Genomic DNA, 21,333 nt, shown 5'->3' with positions numbered 1-21,333 from the left:
ACAGCAACACAACGCTGAAAAGCGGGTGATCCGCCCGTAAGCGCCGACGAGCCCCGTCCATATCCGGACGGGGCTCGTTCGCTTTTCTTTCCGGCGGGCCTTTCCTCCCGGCGGGCCTTATATTCCGCCCTCGGGATTTTCGCCCTCGGACATCCCGTGCACCGCGGGGATCGTGCCGAGCCGGCCCTTCTGGAAGTCCTCGAACGCCTGCTGGAGCTCCGCGCGGGTGTTCATCACGAACGGCCCGTAGTGCGCCATGGGCTCACGGATCGGCCGGCCGCCGAGGAGGACGACTTCCAGGTCCGGCGTATGGGAGTCCTGCTTCTCGTCCGCGCGCACGGTCAGCGCGGAGCCGGGGCCGAAGACCGCGGTCTGGCCGAGGTGGACCGGGCGGTGCTCGGCGCCGACGGTGCCGCGGCCCGCGAGCACATACGCGAGGCCGTTGAAGTCCTCACGCCAGGGCAGGTTGATCTCGGCGCCCGGCGCCAGCGTCGCGTGCACCATCGTGATCGGGGTGTGCGTGATGCCGGGCCCGTCGTGACCGTCCAGCTCACCGGCGATGACGCGCAGCAGCGCGCCGCCGTCCGGGGAGGTGAGCAGCCGGACCTGGCCACCGCGGATGTCCTGGTAGCGCGGCGGCATCAGCTTGTCCTTCTTCGGCAGGTTCACCCACAGCTGGAGGCCGTGGAAGAGGCCGCCGGACACGACCAGGTGCTCCGGCGGCGCCTCGATGTGGAGCAGACCGGCCCCGGCCGTCATCCACTGGGTGTCACCGTTGGTGATGGTGCCGCCACCGCCGTTGGAGTCCTGGTGGTCGAAGATCCCGTCGATGATGTACGTGACGGTCTCGAAGCCACGGTGGGGGTGCCAGGGGGTGCCCTTGGGCTCGCCCGGCGCGTACTCCACCTCACCCATCTGGTCCATCATGATGAACGGGTCGAGGTGCTTGTAGTCGATACCGGCGAAGGCCCGGCGCACCGGGAAGCCCTCGCCCTCGAAACCGCTGGGGGCGGTCGTGACGGCGAGCACTTGGCGCTGTCGTGCCTCGGCGGGTGCCGCGACGGGCGGCAGGGTCAGCGGGTTCTCTACGGTCACTGCGGGCATCACGGCCTCCTCGGTCGTTCACCATTCAACTTAATTGAACGGTGAACGACTCGCAAGGGGGCCTTTATTTCCACCCGGGCGCCTTACGCGGCGAACGGTATTTTCCGGACGTATACCGATCTATCCGTACATACGCCGCATGGCGAAATCGACCATCTGTTCCACCGCCTTCGCATCGAAGACGATCCGGTGCTCGCCCTCCATGTCGAGGACGAAGCCGTAGCCGGTGGGCAGCAGGTCGATCACCTCGGCGCCGGTGATCACGAAGTACTTGGACTCCTTGCCCGCGTACCTCCGCAACTCCTTGAGCGAGGTGAACATGGGGATCACCGGCTGCTGGGTGTTGTGCAGCGCCAGGAAGCCGGGGTTGTCACCGCGCGGGCAGTAGACCTTCGACCCCGCGAAGATCTGCTGGAAGTCCTCGGCCGACATCGAACCGGTGGTGAAGGCACGCACCGCGTCGGCGAGCGACGGCGGCGAGGGCTCCGGGTAGAGCGGCTGCTGGCCGTAGCCCGCACCCGCCGTGTGATGTGACGCATGCGGCTGCTGTTGCGGCGGAGGCGGCGGGGCGGCATAGCCCTGCCCTGCGCTCGCGTTCTGGTCGTAGCCGTACATGCGCAGAAGCGTACTGAGTCACAGTTACCCGGTTGAGGGTTGCCCTTTATTACCCACGGGTAGCATCATGTGGACAGCTGATCCGATACGCGTCAACGCAGAGGTCCTGGCCTCCCGATCCTTACGGAGCCGTCGCCATGGGGCACTACAAGTCGAATCTCCGCGACATCGAGTTCAACCTCTTCGAGGTGCTCGGGCGCGACACGGTGTACGGCACCGGCCCGTTCGCGGAGATGGACGTCGAGACCGCCAAGAGCGTGCTCTCCGAGATATCCCGGCTGTCCGAGCACGAGCTGGCCGCGAGCTACGCCGACTCCGACCGGAACCCGCCCGTCTACGACCCCAAGACCCACACGGCACCGCTCCCCGAGTCGTTCAAGAAGAGCTACCGGGCCTATATGGAGGCCGAGTGGTGGCGGCTGGGCGTCCCGGAGGCGCTCGGCGGCACGGCCTGCCCCCGCTCGCTGCTGTGGGCCTCGGCCGAGTCCATCCTCGGCGCCAACACCCCGATCTGGATGTATGCCTCGGGCCCCGCCTTCGCGGGTGTGCTGTACGACGAGGGCACCGAGGAGCAGCTGAAGATCGCCCAGCTGATGGTGGACGAGCAGTGGGGCTCCACCATGGTGCTGACCGAGCCGGACGCGGGCTCCGACGTGGGCGCGGGCCGCACCAAGGCGACCCGGCAGGAGGACGGCAGCTGGCACATCGAGGGTGTGAAGCGGTTCATCACCTCCGGTGAGCACGACCTCTCCGACAACATCATCCACTTCGTGCTGGCCCGGCCCGAGGGCGCCGGCCCCGGCACCAAGGGCCTGTCGCTGTTCATCGTCCCCAAGTACGACTTCGACTGGGAGACCGGTGAGCTCGGCGAGCGCAACGGCGTGTACGCCACCAATGTCGAGCACAAGATGGGTCTGCGGGTCTCCAACACCTGTGAGCTGACCTTCGGCGCCGACGGCCCGGCCAAGGGCTGGCTGCTGGGCGAGAAGCACGACGGCATCCGCCAGATGTTCAAGATCATCGAGTTCGCCCGGATGATGGTCGGCACCAAGGCCATGGCCACCCTCTCCACCGGCTACCTCAACGCGCTGGAGTACGCCAAGGAGCGCGTCCAGGGCCCGGACCTGGCGGCCTTCACCGACAAGAGCGCCCCGCGCGTCACCATCACCCACCACCCGGATGTGCGCCGCTCGCTGATGACGCAGAAGGCGTACGCGGAGGGCCTGCGCGCGCTGGTGCTGTACACGGCCACCGTCCAGGACGAGATCCTGGTCAAGGAGGCCGCGGGCGAGGACACCTCCGCCGCGAACCGCCTCAACGACCTGCTGCTGCCCATCGTCAAGGGCTACGGCTCGGAGAAGGCGTACGAGCAGCTGGCGCAGTCCCTCCAGACCATCGGCGGCTCCGGCTACCTCCAGGAGTACCCGCTGGAGCAGTACATCCGGGACGCCAAGATCGACACGCTCTACGAGGGCACCACCGCCATCCAAGGCCAGGACTACTTCTTCCGCAAGATCGTCCGGGACCAGGGCCAGGCGCTGACCGTCGTCTCGGAGGAGATCAAGAAGTTCCTCGCCGAGGCCGCCGGGGGCGAGGAGCTGGAGGCCGCCCGCGACCAGCTGGCCCAGGCCGCGGTGGACCTGGAGGCGATCGTCGGCACGATGCTCACCGACCTGGCCGCCACCGAGCAGGACGTCAGCTCGATCTACCGGGTCGGGCTCAACTCCACCCGGCTGCTGCTGGCGTCCGGCGACGTGATCATCGGCTATCTGCTCCTCAAGGGCGCGGCCGTGGCCGCCGAGAAGCTGGGCACCGCCTCCTCGAAGGACCGCTCCTTCTACGAGGGCAAGATCGCGGCCGCGAAGTTCTTCGCCCATGAGGTGCTGCCGGGCGTCTCGATGCAGCGCTCGCTGGCCGAGTCGGTCGACAAGGGGCTGATGGACCTGGACGAGTCCGCGTTCTGAGGGCTCCTCGCACATCGTCCAGGGGGCCGGCCGGTCCATCCCACAGCGGGGCGGCCGGCCCCCTGGCCCGTGCGCGTGTCATGTCGTCACCGTTCCTGGTCGCCGGGCGGCCGCTCCCGCAGGGCCCGTTCCACCTCTTCCCGGGCCCACCGCCTGAGCTCCTCGCCCTGCGCGAGCAGCTCCTCGAGCGTCTCGCCCCCGGCCTCCGGCGGGCGGGGGCGGGCCCTGAGCTTCTCCAGCAGGTCCCGGCACGCCTCGTCCTCGGTGGCGAACCGGCTGGTGTCCCGGTCCAGGGAGCGCTCCCTGAGCCCGGTCTCCCAGCCGCCGTCCGGGGCGGGTCTGAGGTAGTAGTACGCGTCCGGCTGCACCGGGATGTCCTGCACTCCCGGGATGTCGTACAGCGCGTCCGGCACCTGCTCGTCGCGGAGGGTCCGGACGAGTTCCGTTCTGTCCACCGCTCCAGGGTCTCAGTTGAGCGGGCGGAGATTACCGGCGGCGACCAATTGGGGGATCGAAGGCCCGGTCAGATACTGGAGACCGAAGCCGGGTTGACCGAACCAGGAGCGGATGGGACCGGCCTCGACCAGGAAGGACTGGGTGACCTCATAGAGGTGATAACCGTTCGGATACGCCGGGTCGAGGGTGTTGAGGTTGCTGGGCGGCAGCGCGCGCTCCGCGTAGGGCGTGCCCGCCGGGGCGAGGAAGTGGCCGAAACCGCTTCCGAAGAGGTCGACCTTCTGACCGACCTTCAGCCTGACCGTGGTGTGCAGGGGTGAGTCGTTGAGGAGGACCCAGCCGTCGGGGTACGGGTACCACCAGCCGTTGGTCCGCTCGTTCCAGTAGCAGTCGAGGAACGCGTAGGAGCTGGAGAAGTGGTCGAGCCGTTCGTAGCCTTCGAGCATCTCCCCGATCGCGCCGTAGCGGGGGAGCTGAGCGGGTCCGAGCCGCCAGTCACCCTGGTAGTAGCGGTCGAGCGGAGGATTGGGCGCGGTGTTGGTCCCCCCGATGCGGTCCTTCGTGGGACAGGAGGGAGGGTGGCCCTTGCCCTCACCGTCCCCGCCGCCGCCCGGACGCGGGCCGGGCGAGGGCGCGGCCGCCGGCTCCGGGGCGGCCACGGGGGCCAGTGCCGCGGTGAAGTCCGTGACGGGCTTGGCCATGGCCGGTCCGCCGGCGCACAGCAGCAGCAGTGACCCCAGGACGACAAGCAGGTGTCGAAGAACGCGCATCCGGTATCCCCTCGAGTTACGACTCAGTGCGACGTTGCTCGGTCACGGGGAATATCGACCGATTCACCCGACTTCTCGCCTTAACTGACGTGCTTTCATCAGATTGGATCAACGTGGCCCCACGGATGGATGCCGCGACCCGTACCAGGGCGAGCCGCCCCCCGGCGAATCTATGCTGAGCACATGAGCGCACAACCCGGCATCGACCGCGGCCACACCGATGACCTGATGTCCTTTCTCCGCGCCAGCCCTTCGCCGTACCACGCCGTGGCGAGCGCCGCCGAGCGACTGGAGAAGGCCGGGTTCCGGCGGATCGAGGAGACCGCGCCCTGGGACGGCACGGCCGGTGGACGGTTCGTACTGCGGGGCGGCGCGATCATCGCCTGGTACGTACCGGAGGGGGCGGAGCCCGCCACTCCGTACCGAATTGTGGGCGCTCACACCGACTCTCCCAATTTGCGGGTCAAGCCGATTCCCGACACCGGTGCGCACGGCTGGCGCCAGATCGCGGTCGAGGTCTACGGCGGAGCGCTGCTCAACACGTGGCTCGACCGCGACCTCGGGCTCTCCGGCCGGATCACCCTCCGGGACGGCTCACACCACCTCGTCACCGTCGACCGGCCGCTGCTGAGAGTGCCCCAGCTCGCCGTCCACCTGGACAGATCGGTGAACACCGAGGGCCTCAAGCTGGACAAGCAGCGCCATATGACGCCCATCTGGGGGCTCGGCGGCGTCGAGGAGGGTGGCCTGCTCCGCTTCGTCGCCGAGGAGACCGGGGTCGCGGCCGAGGAGATCGCCGGCTGGGACCTGATGACCCACAGCGTCGAGCCGCCCGCCTACCTCGGCCGGGACCGCGAGCTGGTCGCCGGTCCCCGGATGGACAACCTGGTGTCCGTACACGCCGGTACGGCCGCGCTCATCGCCGCCGCCGCGCGCCAGGAGCTGCCCTACATCCCCGTACTGGCCGCCTTCGACCACGAGGAGAACGGCAGCCAGTCCGACACCGGCGCCGACGGCCCGCTGCTCGGCACCGTACTGGAGCGTTCGGTCTTCGCCCGCGGCGGCGCGTACGAGGACCGGGCCCGCGCCTTCGCGGGCACCGTCTGCCTCTCCTCCGACACCGGCCACGCCGTGCACCCCAACTACCCCGAGCGCCATGAGCCGGGCCACCACCCCCGGCCCAACGGCGGCCCGATCCTGAAGGTGAACGTCAACCAGAGATATGCCACCGACGGCGCCGGGAGAGCCGTCTTCGCCGCCGCCTGCGAGCGTGCCGGGGTCCCCTGGCAGAGCTTCGTCTCCCACAACTCGATGCCGTGCGGCACCACGATCGGCCCGATCACGGCCGCCCGGCACGGCATCGCCACCGTCGACATCGGCATCGCGATCCTGTCCATGCACTCGGCGCGGGAACTGTGCGGAGCACAGGACCCCCGGCTGCTGGCCAAGGCGCTGCACGCCTTTCTGGAGGGCTGAGTTGGACTTCTCCCTGCTGGGCCCGGTGACCGTCACCGCGGGGCCGCCGGCAGCATCCGTCGAGCTTCCACTGGGGCCCGCCAAACGGCGCAGCGTGCTGGCGATGCTGCTGCTGCGGCCCAACGCGACGGTGTCCGTGGAGCAGTTGATATCCAGCCTGTGGGAGGACGAGCCGCCCGCCCACGCCCGCACCGTCATCCAGGGCCATGTCTCCCGGCTCCGTGCCGCCCTGGCCGAGGGCGGCGCCGAGGACCACGGCGTCGAGCTGACCACCCACAGCTCCGCCTATCTGCTGCGCATCCCCGACGCCCTGATCGACACCCAGCGCTTCGACCAGCTGACCGCCCAGGCCAGCCCGGAGTCCGCCCCCGGCGAGGCCGTCCAGCTGCTCCGCCAGGCGCTCGGCCTGTGGCGCGGCCCCGCGCTCACCGGGACCGTGGCCAGCCCGCCGTTCGCGGCCGCCGCGCACGCCCTGGAGGAGCGGCGGCTGAGCGCCGTGGAGGCCCTGGCGCGGGCGCACGAGGCGCTGGGCGAACATGAGCAGGCGGTGCGCGCCCTGCACCCCGCCGCCGTCGCCAACCCGCTGCGCGAGGGGCTGATCGCCGCCCTGATGCTGGCGCTGTACCGCTCCGGGCGGCAGTCCGACGCGATCGCCTGGTTCCACCGCACCCGGCAGCTGCTCGACGACGACCTGGGCGTCGACCCGGGCCAGCGGCTGAGCGCCGCCTATCAGGAGATCCTGCGGGCGGCCCCCGCGGCGGACGGGCCGCGCGGCGGCGCCGAGGCCGCCGGAGCGCCGGGCCCCGCGGGGCAGCCGGGCGCCCAGCCGGTGGCGTCGGCCCCGTCGCATCCGCTGTCCGCGGCCGCCTCGGCGCCCGCGCCCGTGCCCGAGCTGCTCCCCCGGCCCCCGGCGGGCTTCCACGGCCGGGGCGCGGAGCTGGCCGAGCTGACCCGGCTGGCCCTGGGCACCGCGGAACCGGCGCAGGGCGGCTCCGGCAGCTACCCCCAGGAGGGCGGTATCGCACTGCTCAGCGGGCCCGCCGGGGTCGGCAAGACCGGTCTGGCGGTCCACTGGGGCCACGTCCACGCCGCCGCCTTCCCCGACGGACGGCTCTTCGCGGATCTGCGCGGCTTCAGCGGCGGCGAGGCGGTGGTGCCCGCCGAGGTGCTGCGCGACTTCCTGCTCGCCCTGGGCACTCCCGCCGAGCAGATCCCCACCTCCCCCGAGGCCGCCTCCGCGCTGTACCGCTCGCTGGCGGCCCGCCGCCGGCTGCTGGTGGTGCTGGACAACGCGGGCAGCTCCGCCCAGGTGCGCCCGCTGCTGCCCGGCGGACCCCACTGCGCCACGCTGGTCACCAGCCGCAGCAGGCTGGACGGGCTGATCGCCACCGACGCCGCCCGCCCCGTACGGCTGCACGCCCTCGGCCCCGAGGACGGGGTGGCCCTGCTGGGCGGGCTGCTGGGGCCCGCCCGGGTCGCCGAGGACCCGGAGGCCGCACGGGAGCTGGTGGCGCTGTGCGACGGGCTGCCGCTGGCGCTGCGCGCCGCCTCCGCCCAGCTGATGGCCCGGCCGCGCTGGCGGCTGGCCCGGCTGGCCACCGCGCTGCGCGACGAGCGGCGCCGGCTGGCGCTGCTGTCGGCGGAGGACACCGGAGTGGCCGCCGCGCTGCGCAACTCGGTGGCCCGGCTCTCGGCGGACGACGCACAGCTGCTGCGGGCCCTGGGCGCCGGTTTCGCGCGGGAGGTCAACACCGCGGAGGCGGCCGCGCTGTCGGGGGCGGACCCCGAGCTGATCCAGGACTCCCTGGAGCGGCTGGCGGAGATGCACCTGCTGGACGAGGAGGCCACCAACCGCTACGTCATGAGCGACCTGGTGAAGCTCTTCGCCCAGGGCGACGAGAGCGGACGCGGCAACACCCCCGGCGGGGCGTCCGGCGGTGCCTCAGGCGATCCGTCACAGGGGGGCTGAGCAGGGGTGAACAGCGGGGCGTTAGCGAGGCGTTAGCCGGCGGCAGCCGTGCACCAGCCGAACGGCAGCGGGTCCGGACAGGCTTGAGCCGTACCGGAAGACGCCAGCACACCCGCTGAGGGGAGACCCGCCATGCCGCTCACCACCGCTCGCCTCGCCCACCGCGCCGGCACGCTGCGCTCGGTGGCGGCCGGATTGACGGTCGTCGCCGCGGGCATCACCCTCGCGGCGTGCGGCACCGCCGACGCGTCGGGCGTGAAGACGGCCGGCGCGGCGGACAGCGTGGCCCTCCCCGCCGTGCACGAGGACGACCTCGGCGGGCAGCCCGACGACACCCGGCAGGCCGCGCGGGGGACGGTGGCGGGCGGGGCCGACGCCGGGGCCCAGGGCGGGCTGCGGGCCGAGAGCGGCACCGAGGAGAACGCCGGCGCCTGCCGTCTCGACACGATGTCGGTGGGCGTCACCTCCGTCCCCCGGCCGGCCAACCATCTGCTGCTGGAGATCACCAACCAGTCCGGGGTGACCTGCCGTCTCACCGGCTTCCCCCTGGCGCGGTTCGACGACGCGCGGTCGGCCGTGCCGGAGGCCGCGGACACCCGGCCCCAGGCGGTCGTCACGCTGGCGCCCGGCGAGAGCGGCTACGCGGGCCTCACCACCTCCACGGCGGGCGCCCCGGCAGCCGACACCCACAAGGCCACCGGGCTGACTGTCTCCCTCCCCGGCGAGGACAGCCGCCGCGCAGTGGACCTCCCCGGCGACTCGGTGGAGATCGGCGACGGGGCGGAGGTCGGCTACTGGCAGAGCGACGCGTCCGACGCCCTGCTCTGGTGACCCCTCACCCTCCGCTCCGGTGACCGCTCGGCCCCGAGCCCCTCAGCCGGACAGGTAGCCGACTCCCCCCGGTTACCTGCCCCGGACGGCCCCCGCTCCGGCGGGGGCCGTCTCGTCATGTCTCACGGCGCGGCCGTTCCCGTCCCGCTCCTGGCCCATTCCGTAGGCGTCTTGGCAGGTCGTCAGGGGTGTGCCCGGATGGGACGTCCCAGAGGACGGCTCGGCGCCCGAAATCCCCCGCGCCGCGGCCCACAGTGGTTTCCGTCGCCGCGGCGGACGGACGCCGCGGCCTCGACCGAGCGGCGCCGACGCCCGTCGGCGCCCTCACAAGGGGGAAGACATGACGCACTCCATCAGCGCGAGCCGACGCCGGACCCTCCTGCGCAAGGTGCTCCCCGCGGTCGCCGCGGCGGGCATCGGCGCCACCGGGCTCGTGGGCTGCTCCGGCGGGGACGACACGGCGGGCCACGACGCCAAGGCGGGGAAGGGCGGGAAGGTCGCCGAGAAGAGCGTGACGAGCCGCGACACCAAGGCCAAGGGCGGGGACTCCGCGCTCGAGCTGAAGACCACCACGGGGGAGTTCGGCACCAAGGCCACGGCTACCGCCGACTTCCCCACCTGGGGCACCCGCTGGGTGGTCCACCAGAGCGCCGACACCAACTCCCCGTCCGTCGGCATGCTCAACAAGACCGCCCCTGGCCAGGACCGCATCACCGCCGACTACCAGGTCAACACCGGCAACAAGGTCTGCGAGGACGGCGCCTGCTCGACCTACATGGCCCATATCACCGGGCCGGTGGGCGGCTTCGTGTCCGTGGTCGCGGTGGACATCCCGGAGGACTCCCTGCCCGGGGTCCCGGTGCAGAACGGCGGCGGTGAGCCGCCGAAGCCGCCGCAGACCGGCGGCACCCGCGCCGAGGCGCTCCAGCGGGCCGCCACCTGGCTGACCGCCGACAACGGCGGCCGGGTGCCCTATAGCCAGGCCAAGGTCTGGAAGGACGGCTACCGCCAGGACTGCTCGGGCTATGTCTCCATGGCGCTGGGCCTGCGGGCGCCCGGCACCAACACCGTGGGCCTCACCAGTTCCAGCATCACCAAGCCGATCGCCCTGGGCGACCTGCGGCCCGGGGATCTGCTGATCGACGCCTCCGGTGACAACAACACCCGGCATGTCGTGATGTTCGAGAAGTGGAACGACGCCGGCCACACCTCGTACACCTCCTACGAGCAGCGCGGCGACTTCGGGACGGATCACACGACCCGCCGCTATGGACTGGAGCCGGGCAGCGAGTACAAGCCCTACCGGCCGCTGAAGTTCACGGACTGACGCGTCCGGCGGTCCGGTTCCCATAACGAGCGGCACGTCCACCTCGGGGGTGTGGACGTGCCGCTCTCGGGGGTGTGGACGTGTCGCTCGGCATGTTCATGATCCTCGTGCTGCAATGGTGTATGTGCCAGCGCTACCGAATCGCCCAGAGAACCCACGACGAAAGCCACTCGCCCCGCTTCCCGAGGAACTCTCCGGCCCGGTACGGGAATTCGTCACCGCACTGCGCCGGATGCACGGCGAACTGGGACTCAGCCTGAAGGAACTGGAGGGGCGGCTGCCGGCGAGCCGCTCCTCCCTCTCCCGCTATCTGCGCGGCCAGAGCCTCCCCGACGAGCGGCTCCTGATCCAGTGGGGCAAGCTCTCCTTCACCGCCGAGGACCGGCTGCCCGAACTGGTGACCCTGCTGCACCGGGCCACCGAGGCCGAGGCCGCCGCGGCAGCCCCCGGCGGAACGGTGCCGGAGCGGCCCGGGGCGACCGCCCCGCCGCCCCCGGGGGAGCCCCCGCGGGACCGGCCGTCCCGGCGCCGGACGCGGCTGGCGCTCGCGGCCGCGGGCACGGTCGTCGTCATCGCCGGGGCCACGGCCGGTGTCATCGCCTTACAGTCCTCCGGCGACGACGGGTCCACGGGCGGCGCGGCGGGCTCCTCGCCCCTGGGCGACGCCCGGATCACCGTCTACAACGCCGAGCAGTCCTGCCGGCACAAACGCGTCCGTGAATGCTCCCTGGGCCTGGCCGAGGATCCGTACGTGGCCTACCGCCCGTCGAACATCGTGGGCCGGGCCTGGCACGACGACGTGCTGCACGCCGACTGCCGCATCGCCAACGGCGTCACGGTGACCGACGAGGCGGGCGGACACAGCAGCATGTGGTTCCGCGTCTCCAAGGACGGCAAGCGGATGTGGGTACCGGGCATCCGCATCCGCCAGGACCAGGTGCAGTACTCCACGCTGCCCAACTGCCCCGACTGACCGCCGGTCGTCTCAGCCGTCCATTCCGGCGAGCACCAGTGGCAGCCGGGTCGCGCCGCCCTCGGTGACGCGCACCGGGACGCCCCAGTCCTGCTGGTGCATATGGCAGGCCGGGTACTCGTTGGAAGGGTCGCCGTCACAGGAGGCGGCCATGGCCGAGACATGCAGCACGCCCTCGGTCACGCCCGCCGTAAGGACGAGCTCACGGCTCAGATCCGTGCCCGCGCCGTCGCCCCCGGCCAGCAGCTCGGGCGGGGTGGAGCTGATCAGCAGCCGGGTGGAGGGGCCGTAGCGGGTGTCCAGCTTCTGGCCATCGGGCGCCTGGAAGACCACGTCGAGCCGGAGCGTCCCCGGGGCGATGTCGGTCGCGGCGCGCTGGGTGCGGTGGGCCACCGACTCGACCCTTACGGCCTCCTCCGGCAGCCGCAGCCGGGTCAGCCGGTGCCGGGCGGACTCCACCACGACGATGTCCCCGTCGGCCAGGACCGCGCCGGAGGGCTCGCGCAGATCGGTGGCGAGCGTGGAGACCTCGCCGGTGGCCGGGTCGTAGCGGCGCAGCGCGTGGTTGTAGGTGTCCGAGATGGCCACCGAGCCGTCCGGTAGCGCGGTGACGCCCAGCGGATGCTGGAGCAGCGCCTGATCGGCCGCGCCGTCCCGGTGACCGAAGTCGAAGAGCCCGGTGCCGACGGCGGTACGGACCACGAAGCCGTCGGCAGCCCCCTGAGGGTCGCGCTCCACATAGCGCACCGCGGAGGTCTCGGAGTCCGCGACCCACAGCCGGTCCCCGGCCGCGGCGAGCCCGGAGGGCTGGGCGAACCACGCCTGCTCGGCGGGGCCGTCGACCAGGCCCTCGTTGGTGGTCCCGGCGGCGGCCCGTACGGTCCCGGCCTCCGGGTCGTAGGTCCACAGCTGGTGGACGCCCGCCATGGCGATCCACAGCCGGCCGGCGAACCAGGCCAGGTCCCAGGGGGAGGACAGGTCGACCTCGCGGGCGGGCCCCTCGGTGGGCGACCCCTGCCACCACTGGCGGCCGGTCCCGGCGAGCGTGGTGACCTCGCCGGTGGCGGGGTCGAAGCGGCGCAGCGCGTGGTTCACGGTGTCGGCGACGGCCACGGTGCCGTCGGGGAGCGGGGCGAGTCCCTGGGGCTCGCTGAAGCGGGCCCGCTCGCTCGGGCCGTCGTGGAGGCCGCGCTCGCCCCCGCCGATCCGGCGCACCACGCTCTCGCCGTCCGCCGCGAGCTCCACCAGCTGATGGCGGGTGGTGTCGGAGACGAGGAAGGTGCCGCCGGGCAGCCGCAGCGCCTTACCGGGGAAGCGCAGTTCGGTGGGGACCGGCTCCGGTGGCACGTACGGGCCGTCGCCGCGCCGCAGGGTGCCCTTGGCGGCGTGGTCGGCCTCCAGCCGCGCCACGAGGGTCTCCAGGGCGTGGGCGTGGCCCTCGCCCGCGTGCTGGGCGACCACATAGCCCTCGGGGTCGATGACCACGAGGGTGGGCCAGGCCCGTACCGCGTACTGCTTCCAGGTGGCCAGCTCGGGGTCGTCGAGGACCGGGTGGTGCACCTCGTAGCGCTCGACGGCGTCCACGACCGCCTGGTGCTCGGCCTCGTGGACGAACTTGGGCGAGTGCACCCCGACGATCACCACGGTGTCGCGGTGCTTCTCCTCCAGCTCGCGCAGCTCGTCCAGGACATGCAGGCAGTTCACACAGCAGAACGTCCAGAAGTCGAGAATGACGATGCGGCCTCGCAGATCGGCGAGGGTGAGGTCGTTACCGCCGGTATTGAGCCAGCCGCCCCGGCCGATCAGCTCGGGGGCGCGGACGCGTGCACGTGAAGCCATATCACCATGAAACAGCAGTCCCGGTCGCGCCATTCCCCCACCCCCCGAGGGCATTCGCCCGTTGTGCACGGGTCTGCCCGGAGATAAGGGCGGGGCGGGCGCACACTACCATCGCGGGCAGGCCGTCAGCCGCCTAACCGGGCCTACGATCAGACCCGAAAGCACTGCCCGTGCGCTCGTGGGCAGCGTAACTTGAACGCACACACCAGCACCCAGCCCGCGCACCAACCGCCCGAGGGGTCCCGTGACCGTCCATCCCAGCCTTCAGACCTCCATCGATGCCTGGACCCACTCCATCGACGCGATAACGGAGTTGGTCAACCCGCTAGCGGAGAGCGAGTGGAACCGCCCCACCGAGTGCCCGGGATGGTCGGTGCGGGACGTCGTTTCTCATGTAATCGGACTTGAATGCGAGATGCTCGGCGATCCCCGCCCCATCCACAGCCTGCCGCGCGACCTCTACCACGTCACCAACGAGCTGTCGCGTTACATGGAGGTACAGGTCGACGTCCGGCGCTGCCACACCGCGCCCGAGATGACCTCCGAGCTGGAGTACACCATCATCCGGCGGGGCCGTCAGCTGCGGAACGAGAAGCGCTCCCCGGAGACCATGGTGCGATGGCCCGGTGGCACCGAGGTGACGCTGGGGGAGGCCCTGACGCGGCGGGCCTTCGACGCCTGGGTGCATGAGCAGGATCTGCGCCGGGCCCTGAACAAGCCCGGCAACCTGGACTCGCCGGGCGCCTCGATCACCCGTGACCTGCTGCTGTCCGCGCTGCCGAAGGTGGTCGCCAAGGACGCGGGCGCGGCGCCCCAGTCGGCCGTCGTCTTCGATGTGCACGGCCCGATGGAGTTCATGCGGACGGTCCGGGTCGGCCCCGACGGCAGAGGCACCATCGACGGCAGCGTCTCGCTCGGGCCGACGGTCACCGTCACCCTGGACTGGGAGACCTACGTCCGGCTGGCCTGTGGGCGGGTGCGGCCCGAGGCGGTCTCGGGGCGGCTGAAGATCGAGGGCGACCAGCAGCTGGCCGAGGCGATTCTCGGACATTTCGCGATCACGCAGTAAGCCCCTCGGGGGCCACGGCGTAACGGCCCTGGAGGGCCATGCCGTGACGCCCCCGGGGGTCACGCCGGTACGTGCACCGCCTCGACGCGGCTCGCCACCACGCGCTCGCGCTCGCGGCGGTGCGCCCGTCCGCGCAGCCGCAGGATCTGAACGACGCCGAGCGCCTGGAGCACGAACACCGAGGCGAACGCGATCCGGAAGTTCTCACCCGTCAGGTCCAGCAGTACGCCGACGGCCAGCAGTGTGGTCATCGAGGCCGTGAAACCGCCCATGTTGACGATCCCGGAGGCGGTGCCGATCCGCTCGGGCGGGTTGGCGGGCCGGGCGAAGTCGAAGCCGATCATCGACGCTGGCCCGCAGGCGCCGAGCACCACGCACAGGACCACCAGCAGCCACATCGGCGCGTGGGCGGACGGCCAGAGCAGCACGGTGCCCCACAGCAGCGCGGTGGCGCCGACCGTACCGAGGGCCAGCGGGCCGCGGGCGGCGTGGTGCCGGGCGATGACCTGCCCGTAGACCAGACCGACCGCCATGTTGGACAGCACCACGAGGGTCAGCAGCTGACCCGCGGTCGCCCGGGACAGCCCCTCCGCCTCGACCAGGAACGGCATCCCCCACAGCAGCAGGAAGACCATCGCCGGGAACTGGGTGGTGAAGTGCACCCACATGCCGAGCCGGGTGCCGGGCTCGCGCCAGGCGTCCGCGATCTGCCGGCGGACGTAGTCGGCGCCCATATGGGTGACGGGCGCGGGCTCGAAGCCCTTCGGGTGGTCCTTGAGGAAGAGCAGCACCAGGACGAAGACGACCACACCGCCGAGCGCGCTGCCCGCGAAGGTCGTGGTCCAGCCGGCGTCGTGCAGCGCGCGGGCGATCACCAGCGTGGAGATCAGGTTGCCCGCCATGCCGAAGAGCGCGGCGACCTGGGCGATGAGCGGCCCCCGGCGGGCCGGGAACCAGCGCGAGCCGAGCCGCAGCACGCTGATGAAGGTCATCGCGTCACCGCAGCCGAGCAGCGCCCGGGAGGCCAGGGCCATGCCGTAGGAGTGGGAGAGCGCGAAGCCGAACTGCCCCAGGGTGAAGAGCAGTACGCCGAGCATGAGCACCTTACGGGTGCCGAGACGGTCGACCATGAGCCCGACCGGTATCTGCATCCCGGCGTAGACCAGCACCTGGAGGATGGAGAAGGTGGACAGCGCCGAGGAGTTGATGTGGAAGCGCTCGGCGGCGTCGATACCGGCGACACCGAGGCTGGTGCGATAGGTGATGGCGACGAAGTAGACGGCGACGCCCAGGCCCCATACGGCGACGGCACGACGGCCGCCGGGCGGATCCCCGGGCAACTGGGCCGAGGTCATCGCACCTCACCCCGGGCGAGGTTGTTCACCCAGCTGATGTGGCGCTGCACCAGCCCGGACGCGAAGGCGGCGTCGCCGGCGCGCAGGGCCTGGAGGATCTCGGTGTGCTCGGTGATGTTCTTGGCGATGCGGTCGGGCTCGGCGTGCATGGTGGCCACGCCCATCCGCAGCTGGCGGTCCCTCAGCTGGTCGTAGAGCTGCGCCAGGATGGCGTTTCCGGCCGCTCGGACGATCTCCGCGTGGAAGCAGCGGTCGGCTGCCGCGAAGGCGGCCAGGTCCCCGGCCGCGGCGTGCATCCGCTGCTCCTCCAGCAGCTCCTCGAGCCGGGCCAGCAGCCGCCCCCCGGCCGGGACGACCTTGGCGACCGCGTGCTGCTCCACCAGCAGCCGGGTCTCGACCACGTCCGCGATCTCCTGGGAGGAGACGGGCAGCACCAGGGCGCCCTTCTTCGGATAGAGCTTCAGCAGCCCCTCGGCCTCCAGGCGCAGCAGGGCCTCCCGGACGGGCGTGCGGGAGACCCCGACGGCGTCCGCGAGTTCGCCCTCGCTCAGCAGTGTGCCGCCCTCGTAGCGGCGGCCGAGGACGGCTTGTTTGACGTGGTGGTAGACGCGTTCGGCGGCAGGGGGCGGCTTGGTGGCCGTATCGGCGGGACTCATGATGCGCACATCATAGATACAAGATGCATGCGCACTCATCCCCCGTCCGCCATGCGGACGGGGGATGAGTGTCAGAGGGTGATCAGGCCCCCGGGATCAGGCCCACGTGATCCGGCTCACGGGACCGCGTCCGGGCGATCAAGCCCAGGTGATCAGCCGCTTGGGGCGTTCCAGAACGGCGGCGACGTCCGCGAGCACCTTGGAGCCCAGCTCGCCGTCGACCAGCCGGTGGTCGAAGGAGAGCGCCAGCGTGGTCACCTGGCGCGGCTTGACCTCGCCCTTGTGGACCCACGGCTGGAGCTTGACCGCGCCGAAGGCGAGGATCGCCGACTCACCGGGGTTGATGATCGGGGTGCCCGCGTCGATGCCGAAGACACCGACGTTGGTGATGGTGATCGTGCCGCCGGACATCTCGGCCGGGCTGGTCCTGCCCTCACGGGCGGTGCCGACCAGTTCGCCCAGGGCGGACGCCAGTTCGGGCAGGGTCTTGGCGTCGGCGTCCTTGATGTTGGGGACGATCAGCCCGCGCGGTGTGGCCGCCGCGATGCCCAGATTGACGTAGTCCTTGTAGACGATCTCCTGGTTGCCCTCGTCCCAGGTGGCGTTGATGTCCGGGTTGCGCCGGATGGCCACCAGCAGGGCCTTGGCGACCAGCAGCAGCGGATTGACCCGCAGCCCGGCCAGCTCCGGGTCCTGCTTGAGCTCGGAGACGAGCTTCATCGTGCGGGTCACGTCGACCGTCACGAACTCGGTGACGTGCGGCGCGGTGAAGGCACTGTTGACCATCGCCTGCGCGGTGGCCTTCCGTACGCCCTTCACGGGCACCCGGCGCTCCCGGCCCTGGGGGGCGGTCGCCGGAGCCGCCACGGGCGTCTCCCGGGCCGCCTGGACGGCCTCGGCGGCCGCGTGGACGTCCTCGCGGGTGATGATCCCGTCCGCCCCGCTCGGGGTGACCGTCTCCAGGTCGATGCCCAGGTCCTTGGCCAGCTTGCGGACCGGGGGCTTGGCCAGCGGCCGCGCGGGCCGTCCGCTGCCGTTCAGCTCGGGCGCGGCCTCGGGGCGCGCGGGAGCGGGGGCGGGAGCGGGCGCCTGGGGCGCGGGCGCCGCGGCGGAGGGGGTGGGCGCGGACCGCTGCGCGCTGGGCAGCGGCTTGCGCGGACGGCGCTTGGTGGAGGCGGGCGCCGCCCCGTAGCCGACCAGATTGGCCTGGCGGCCCTCCTTCTCCTCGGACTCGGGCGCGGCGGCGGGCGCCTCGGCAACGGCCTCACCGGCGGCAGGAGCGGCCTGGGGCGCCGCCTCCCCCGCTCCGGGGTCGGTGTCCACCGAGATGATCGGTGTGCCCACATCCACGGTGGTGCCCTCGTCGAAGCGCAGCTCGTGCACCACGCCGTCGAAGGGAATGGGCAGCTCGACGGCGGCCTTGGCGGTCTCGACCTCGCACACCACCTGACCGTCGGTCACGGTGTCGCCCGGCGCCACGAACCACTTGAGGATCTCGGCCTCGGTCAGCCCCTCGCCCACATCGGGCATCTTGAACTCACGGAAGCGCTGTTCGACTGCGGTCATCGTCACGATCTCCTCAAGCCCTTCAGTACGCCAACGCACGGTCTACGGCGTCGAGCACCCGGTCCAGCCCAGGAAGGTACTCGTCCTCGAGCCGTGACGGCGGGTACGGCGAGTGGAAACCACCGACCCGCAGCACCGGGGCCTGAAGGTGATAGAAGCACCTCTCGGTGATGCGTGCGGCGATCTCCGCACCGGTGCCCAGGAACACCGGCGCCTCGTGGACGACGACCAGCCGTCCCGTCCGCTCCACGGACCGCTGAACGGTGTCGAAGTCGATGGGCGACATCGACCGCAGGTCCACGACCTCGATCGACTTGCCCTCCTCGGCGGCGGCCGCGGCGGCGTCCAGGGCGACCTTCACCATAGGGCCATAGGCCGCGAGCGTCAGGTCGGTCCCCGGCCGCGCCACCCGGGCGGTGTGCAGCGGCCCGGGGATCGCGGCGGTGTCGACCTCGGACTTGTCGTGGTAGCGGCGCTTGGGCTCGAAGTAGATCACCGGGTCATCGCTGCCGATGGCCTGCTGGAGCATCCAGTAGGCGTCGGAGGCGTTGGCGGGCGAGACCACCTTCAACCCCGCCACATGCGCGAACAGCGCCTCCGGCGACTCGCTGTGGTGCTCCACCGCGCCGATGCCGCCGCCGTACGGAATACGGACGACGACCGGCATCTTGACCTTGCCGAGCGAGCGTGCGTGCATCTTGGCGAGCTGGGTGACGATCTGGTCGTAGGCGGGAAAGACGAAACCGTCGAACTGGATCTCCACCACCGGGCGGTAGCCGCGCAGCGCGAGCCCGATCGCGGTGCCCACGATGCCGGACTCGGCGAGCGGGGTGTCGATGACCCGGTCCTCGCCGAAGTCCTTCTGGAGCCCGTCGGTGACGCGGAAGACGCCCCCCAGCTTGCCGACGTCCTCGCCCATGATCAGCACCTTGGGGTCGGACTCGAGGGCGGTGCGAAGGGACGCGTTGATCGCCTTGGAGAGCGACATCTTCTCGGCGGCCATGTCAGATGCCTTCCTCGGCGGTGATGAACGAAGCCTGGTACTCGGCGAACTGCGCCCGCTCCTCGTCGACCAGTGCGTGCCCATCGGCGTAGATGTGCTCGAACATCGCCATGTCATCGGGGTCCGGCATGGCCCGCACCGCGTCCCGGACCCGCTTGGCCAGCGCGTCGCTCTCCTCCTCGAGCCCGGCGAAGTACGCGTCGTCGGCCAGGCCCTCGCGGGTCAGCAGGGTGCGCAGCCGCAGGATCGGGTCCTTCGTCTCCCACAGCTCCCGCTCCTCGGGGGAGCGGTAGCGCGTCGGGTCGTCGGAGGTGGTGTGCGCGCCCATGCGGTAGGTGAACGCCTCGATGAGCATCGGGCCCTGGCCGGTGCGCGCCCGCTCCAGCGCGGCCTTGGTGACGGCCAGACACGCGAGCACGTCATTGCCGTCCACCCGCACCCCGGGGAAGCCGAAGCCCTGGGCGCGCTGGTAGAGCGGGACCCGGGTCTGCTTCTCGGTGGGCTCGGAGATGGCCCACTGGTTGTTCTGGCAGAAGAAGACGACCGGGGCGTTGTAGACCGCGGAGAAGGTGAACGATTCGGCGACATCGCCCTGGCTGGAGGCGCCGTCGCCGAAGTAGGCCAGGACCGCGGCGTCCGCGCCGTCCTTGGCCACGCCCATCGCGTAGCCGGTCGCGTGCAGCGTCTGCGAGCCGATCACGATGGTGTACAGGTGGAAGTTGTTGCTGTTCGGGTCCCAGCCGCCATGGTTCACCCCGCGGAACATCCCGAGCAGATTGGTCGGGTCGACGCCCCGGCACCAGGCCACACCGTGCTCGCGGTAGGTGGGGAAGACGTAGTCGGCGTCGTTCAGCGCCCGGCCGGAGCCGATCTGCGCCGCCTCCTGGCCGAGCAGCGACGCCCACAGGCCCAGTTCGCCCTGGCGCTGGAGGGTGGTCGCCTCGGCGTCGAACCGCCGTGTCAGCACCATGTCCCGGTACAGACCGCGCAGCTCCTCCGGGGTGAGGTCGATGGCGTACTCGGGGTGCTCGACTCGCTCGCCCTCGGGGGTCAGCAGCTGTACGAGTTCGGTCTGGCCCGCAGGCTGCTTCTTGGCGTCCCGCGCTGTGGTGCTGCGCTTGGCTCCGCTGCGGCGCGGCTTGCGCGCGGCAGTGCTCTCCACGGTCACGTGTGCTCCTCCGTCTGTCCGGCCCCCGGGATCCGCCGGCGGCCAGTTGCGGCTCGCCCGTTCCGTCGCGGCACACGGGGTGGGTGCGCCGAGGCATGACCGGGCGTGACAGGTTCCCGGCGGCTGGCCCTGCACAAGGCACGTTACCCAGTGCGTCGCATGTCTGCGAAACCCCACCTGACCTGCAATTTTGCTTGGATTTCCAAGTAAATCGCGCGAGTGGGGAAACTTCCACTGGTCACAGCCCCGCAGGCCGCCGGACAAGCGCACGTTATCCCGGTGGGCAACGGCACGGGAAGACTTCGTGTGTGAGACTGGATCCGTGCGCGAAGAGGGAAAAATAAGGATTTTCCTGGTCGACGACCATGAAGTCGTACGACGCGGCGTACGGGACCTGCTCGCGAGCGAGCCGGACTTGGAGGTGGTCGGCGAGGCGGGCACCGCAGCCGACGCGCTGGCCCGGATCCCGGCCGCCCGTCCGGACGTCGCCGTCCTGGACATCCGGCTGCCCGACCGCAGCGGGGTGGAGGTCTGCCGGGAGATCCGCGCGCGCGACGAGAGCGTCCGCTGCATGATGCTCACCTCCTTCGCCGATGACGAGGCGCTCTTCGACGCCATCATCGCGGGCGCCTCCGGCTACGTCATGAAGGACATCCGCGGCGATGAACTGCTCTCCGCCGTCCGGGACGTGGCCGCCGGCCGGTCGCTGCTCGACCAGGTGGCCACCGCCCGGGTGCTGGAGCGGCTGCGCGGCCAGACCACCCCCAAAGCGGATGAGCGGCTCGCCGGCCTCACCGAGCAGGAGCGCCGGATCCTGCTGCTGATCGGTGAGGGGCTCACCAATCGGGCGATCGGCGAGCGGCTCCACCTCGCCGAGAAGACGATCAAGAACTACGTCTCCAGCCTGCTCTCCAAACTGGGCATGGAGCGCCGATCGCAGGCGGCGGCGTACGTCGCCCGCATGCAGGCGACACAGGCCCAGAAACGGTAGCCCTGGCGGGCGGCGCGGGCCCGGAGACGCCGACCCGGGCGGAAACGGAACGGGACCGGAAGCGCCAGCCCCACGGGCAGAGGCCCGGCGCACCCCGGGAGCGCTAAGGGGATCCGCCGAACCACGCGGCGAAACCACACACCGACGCCATCCCCACCCCACGCCACCAACATCCGGCCCCGCCTCACGACAGCGGCTGCG

18 protein-coding genes are annotated in these 21,333 nt (G+C 71.4%); 8 read left to right on the top strand and 10 right to left on the bottom strand.

All coding sequences use genetic code 11. From position 1 onward, the window contains the following. Positions 1-117: 117 nt before the first annotated feature. Positions 118-1,104, bottom strand: coding sequence for a pirin family protein (locus AB0E24_RS13145; RefSeq protein WP_079258316.1), 987 nt, complete (start codon positions 1,102-1,104; stop codon positions 118-120). 120 nt (positions 1,105-1,224) lie between these two features. Next, positions 1,225-1,719, bottom strand: coding sequence for an SseB family protein (locus AB0E24_RS13140; protein WP_069860325.1), 495 nt, complete (start codon positions 1,717-1,719; stop codon positions 1,225-1,227). Between the two features lie 137 nt (positions 1,720-1,856). Between AB0E24_RS13140 and AB0E24_RS13135 the strand changes: the two genes are divergently transcribed. After that, positions 1,857-3,683 (top strand): acyl-CoA dehydrogenase, encoded by a 1,827-nt coding sequence (locus tag AB0E24_RS13135; RefSeq protein WP_359376651.1) that lies wholly within the window; start codon positions 1,857-1,859, stop codon positions 3,681-3,683. A gap of 86 nt (positions 3,684-3,769) precedes the next feature. Here the strand turns inward: AB0E24_RS13135 and AB0E24_RS13130 are convergent, their stop codons facing one another. Beyond that, positions 3,770-4,138 carry a hypothetical protein gene (locus AB0E24_RS13130; RefSeq protein ID WP_079258315.1) on the bottom strand — a complete coding sequence of 123 codons (369 nt, stop codon included), beginning with the start codon at positions 4,136-4,138 and terminating at the stop codon, positions 3,770-3,772. Positions 4,139-4,150: 12 nt separating this feature from the next. Next, positions 4,151-4,909 carry a TNT domain-containing protein gene (locus AB0E24_RS13125; protein ID WP_232564610.1) on the bottom strand — a complete coding sequence of 253 codons (759 nt, stop codon included), beginning with the start codon at positions 4,907-4,909 and terminating at the stop codon, positions 4,151-4,153. Between the two features lie 183 nt (positions 4,910-5,092). Between AB0E24_RS13125 and AB0E24_RS13120 the strand changes: the two genes are divergently transcribed. From AB0E24_RS13120 to AB0E24_RS13100, 5 genes are all read left to right on the top strand, one after another. After that, entirely contained in the window at positions 5,093-6,385 is a 1,293-nt protein-coding gene (locus tag AB0E24_RS13120) for a M18 family aminopeptidase (protein WP_359376648.1), read from the top strand. A gap of 1 nt (position 6,386) precedes the next feature. Beyond that, complete coding sequence (locus AB0E24_RS13115; protein WP_100806733.1) at positions 6,387-8,354, top strand: AfsR/SARP family transcriptional regulator; 1,968 nt, start codon at positions 6,387-6,389, stop codon at positions 8,352-8,354. A gap of 132 nt (positions 8,355-8,486) precedes the next feature. Continuing rightward, positions 8,487-9,185, top strand: coding sequence for a DUF4232 domain-containing protein (locus AB0E24_RS13110; RefSeq protein ID WP_359376644.1), 699 nt, complete (start codon positions 8,487-8,489; stop codon positions 9,183-9,185). A 340-nt stretch (positions 9,186-9,525) separates the two neighbouring features. Further along, positions 9,526-10,512, top strand: a complete 987-nt coding sequence (locus AB0E24_RS13105) for an NlpC/P60 family protein (protein WP_359376642.1) — start codon at positions 9,526-9,528, stop codon at positions 10,510-10,512. Between the two features lie 232 nt (positions 10,513-10,744). After that, the gene (locus AB0E24_RS13100) at positions 10,745-11,485 is read left to right on the top strand and encodes a helix-turn-helix domain-containing protein (protein ID WP_359376639.1); all 741 of its coding nucleotides are present in this window, start codon (positions 10,745-10,747) and stop codon (positions 11,483-11,485) included. A 12-nt stretch (positions 11,486-11,497) separates the two neighbouring features. Here the strand turns inward: AB0E24_RS13100 and AB0E24_RS13095 are convergent, their stop codons facing one another. Next, positions 11,498-13,324: an NHL domain-containing thioredoxin family protein gene (locus tag AB0E24_RS13095; protein ID WP_359376637.1), complete on the bottom strand. Its 1,827-nt coding sequence runs from the start codon at positions 13,322-13,324 to the stop codon at positions 11,498-11,500. 244 nt (positions 13,325-13,568) lie between these two features. Between AB0E24_RS13095 and AB0E24_RS13090 the strand changes: the two genes are divergently transcribed. Continuing rightward, complete coding sequence (locus AB0E24_RS13090; protein WP_069861332.1) at positions 13,569-14,393, top strand: maleylpyruvate isomerase family mycothiol-dependent enzyme; 825 nt, start codon at positions 13,569-13,571, stop codon at positions 14,391-14,393. A gap of 59 nt (positions 14,394-14,452) precedes the next feature. On the opposite strand, the gene AB0E24_RS13085 is transcribed toward AB0E24_RS13090, so the two are convergent. The 5 genes from AB0E24_RS13085 to pdhA all read right to left on the bottom strand — a co-directional run bounded on the left by AB0E24_RS13085 (position 14,453) and on the right by pdhA (position 20,141). Further along, positions 14,453-15,748: an MFS transporter gene (locus AB0E24_RS13085; protein ID WP_069861330.1), complete on the bottom strand. Its 1,296-nt coding sequence runs from the start codon at positions 15,746-15,748 to the stop codon at positions 14,453-14,455. Continuing rightward, positions 15,745-16,404 (bottom strand): GntR family transcriptional regulator, encoded by a 660-nt coding sequence (locus tag AB0E24_RS13080; RefSeq protein ID WP_069861455.1) that lies wholly within the window; start codon positions 16,402-16,404, stop codon positions 15,745-15,747. Before AB0E24_RS13080 ends, AB0E24_RS13085 begins: the two co-directional genes overlap by 4 nt. 138 nt (positions 16,405-16,542) lie before the next feature. After that, positions 16,543-17,970, bottom strand: coding sequence for a dihydrolipoamide acetyltransferase family protein (locus AB0E24_RS13075; protein ID WP_099014350.1), 1,428 nt, complete (start codon positions 17,968-17,970; stop codon positions 16,543-16,545). Between the two features lie 22 nt (positions 17,971-17,992). Next, positions 17,993-18,973 (bottom strand): alpha-ketoacid dehydrogenase subunit beta, encoded by a 981-nt coding sequence (locus tag AB0E24_RS13070; RefSeq protein WP_069861326.1) that lies wholly within the window; start codon positions 18,971-18,973, stop codon positions 17,993-17,995. 1 nt (position 18,974) lies between these two features. Beyond that, positions 18,975-20,141: a pyruvate dehydrogenase (acetyl-transferring) E1 component subunit alpha gene (gene pdhA / locus AB0E24_RS13065; RefSeq protein WP_347237127.1), complete on the bottom strand. Its 1,167-nt coding sequence runs from the start codon at positions 20,139-20,141 to the stop codon at positions 18,975-18,977. 322 nt (positions 20,142-20,463) lie between these two features. On the opposite strand from pdhA, the gene AB0E24_RS13060 reads away from it, so the two are divergent. Next, positions 20,464-21,132 carry a response regulator gene (locus tag AB0E24_RS13060; RefSeq protein ID WP_069861322.1) on the top strand — a complete coding sequence of 223 codons (669 nt, stop codon included), beginning with the start codon at positions 20,464-20,466 and terminating at the stop codon, positions 21,130-21,132. The last annotated feature ends 201 nt before the right edge of the window (positions 21,133-21,333 follow it).

Source organism: Streptomyces malaysiensis subsp. malaysiensis (genome assembly GCF_040653035.1).
GTDB lineage: Bacteria > Actinomycetota > Actinomycetes > Streptomycetales > Streptomycetaceae > Streptomyces > Streptomyces malaysiensis.
This window is presented reverse-complemented; position numbering and strand designations above follow the sequence as displayed.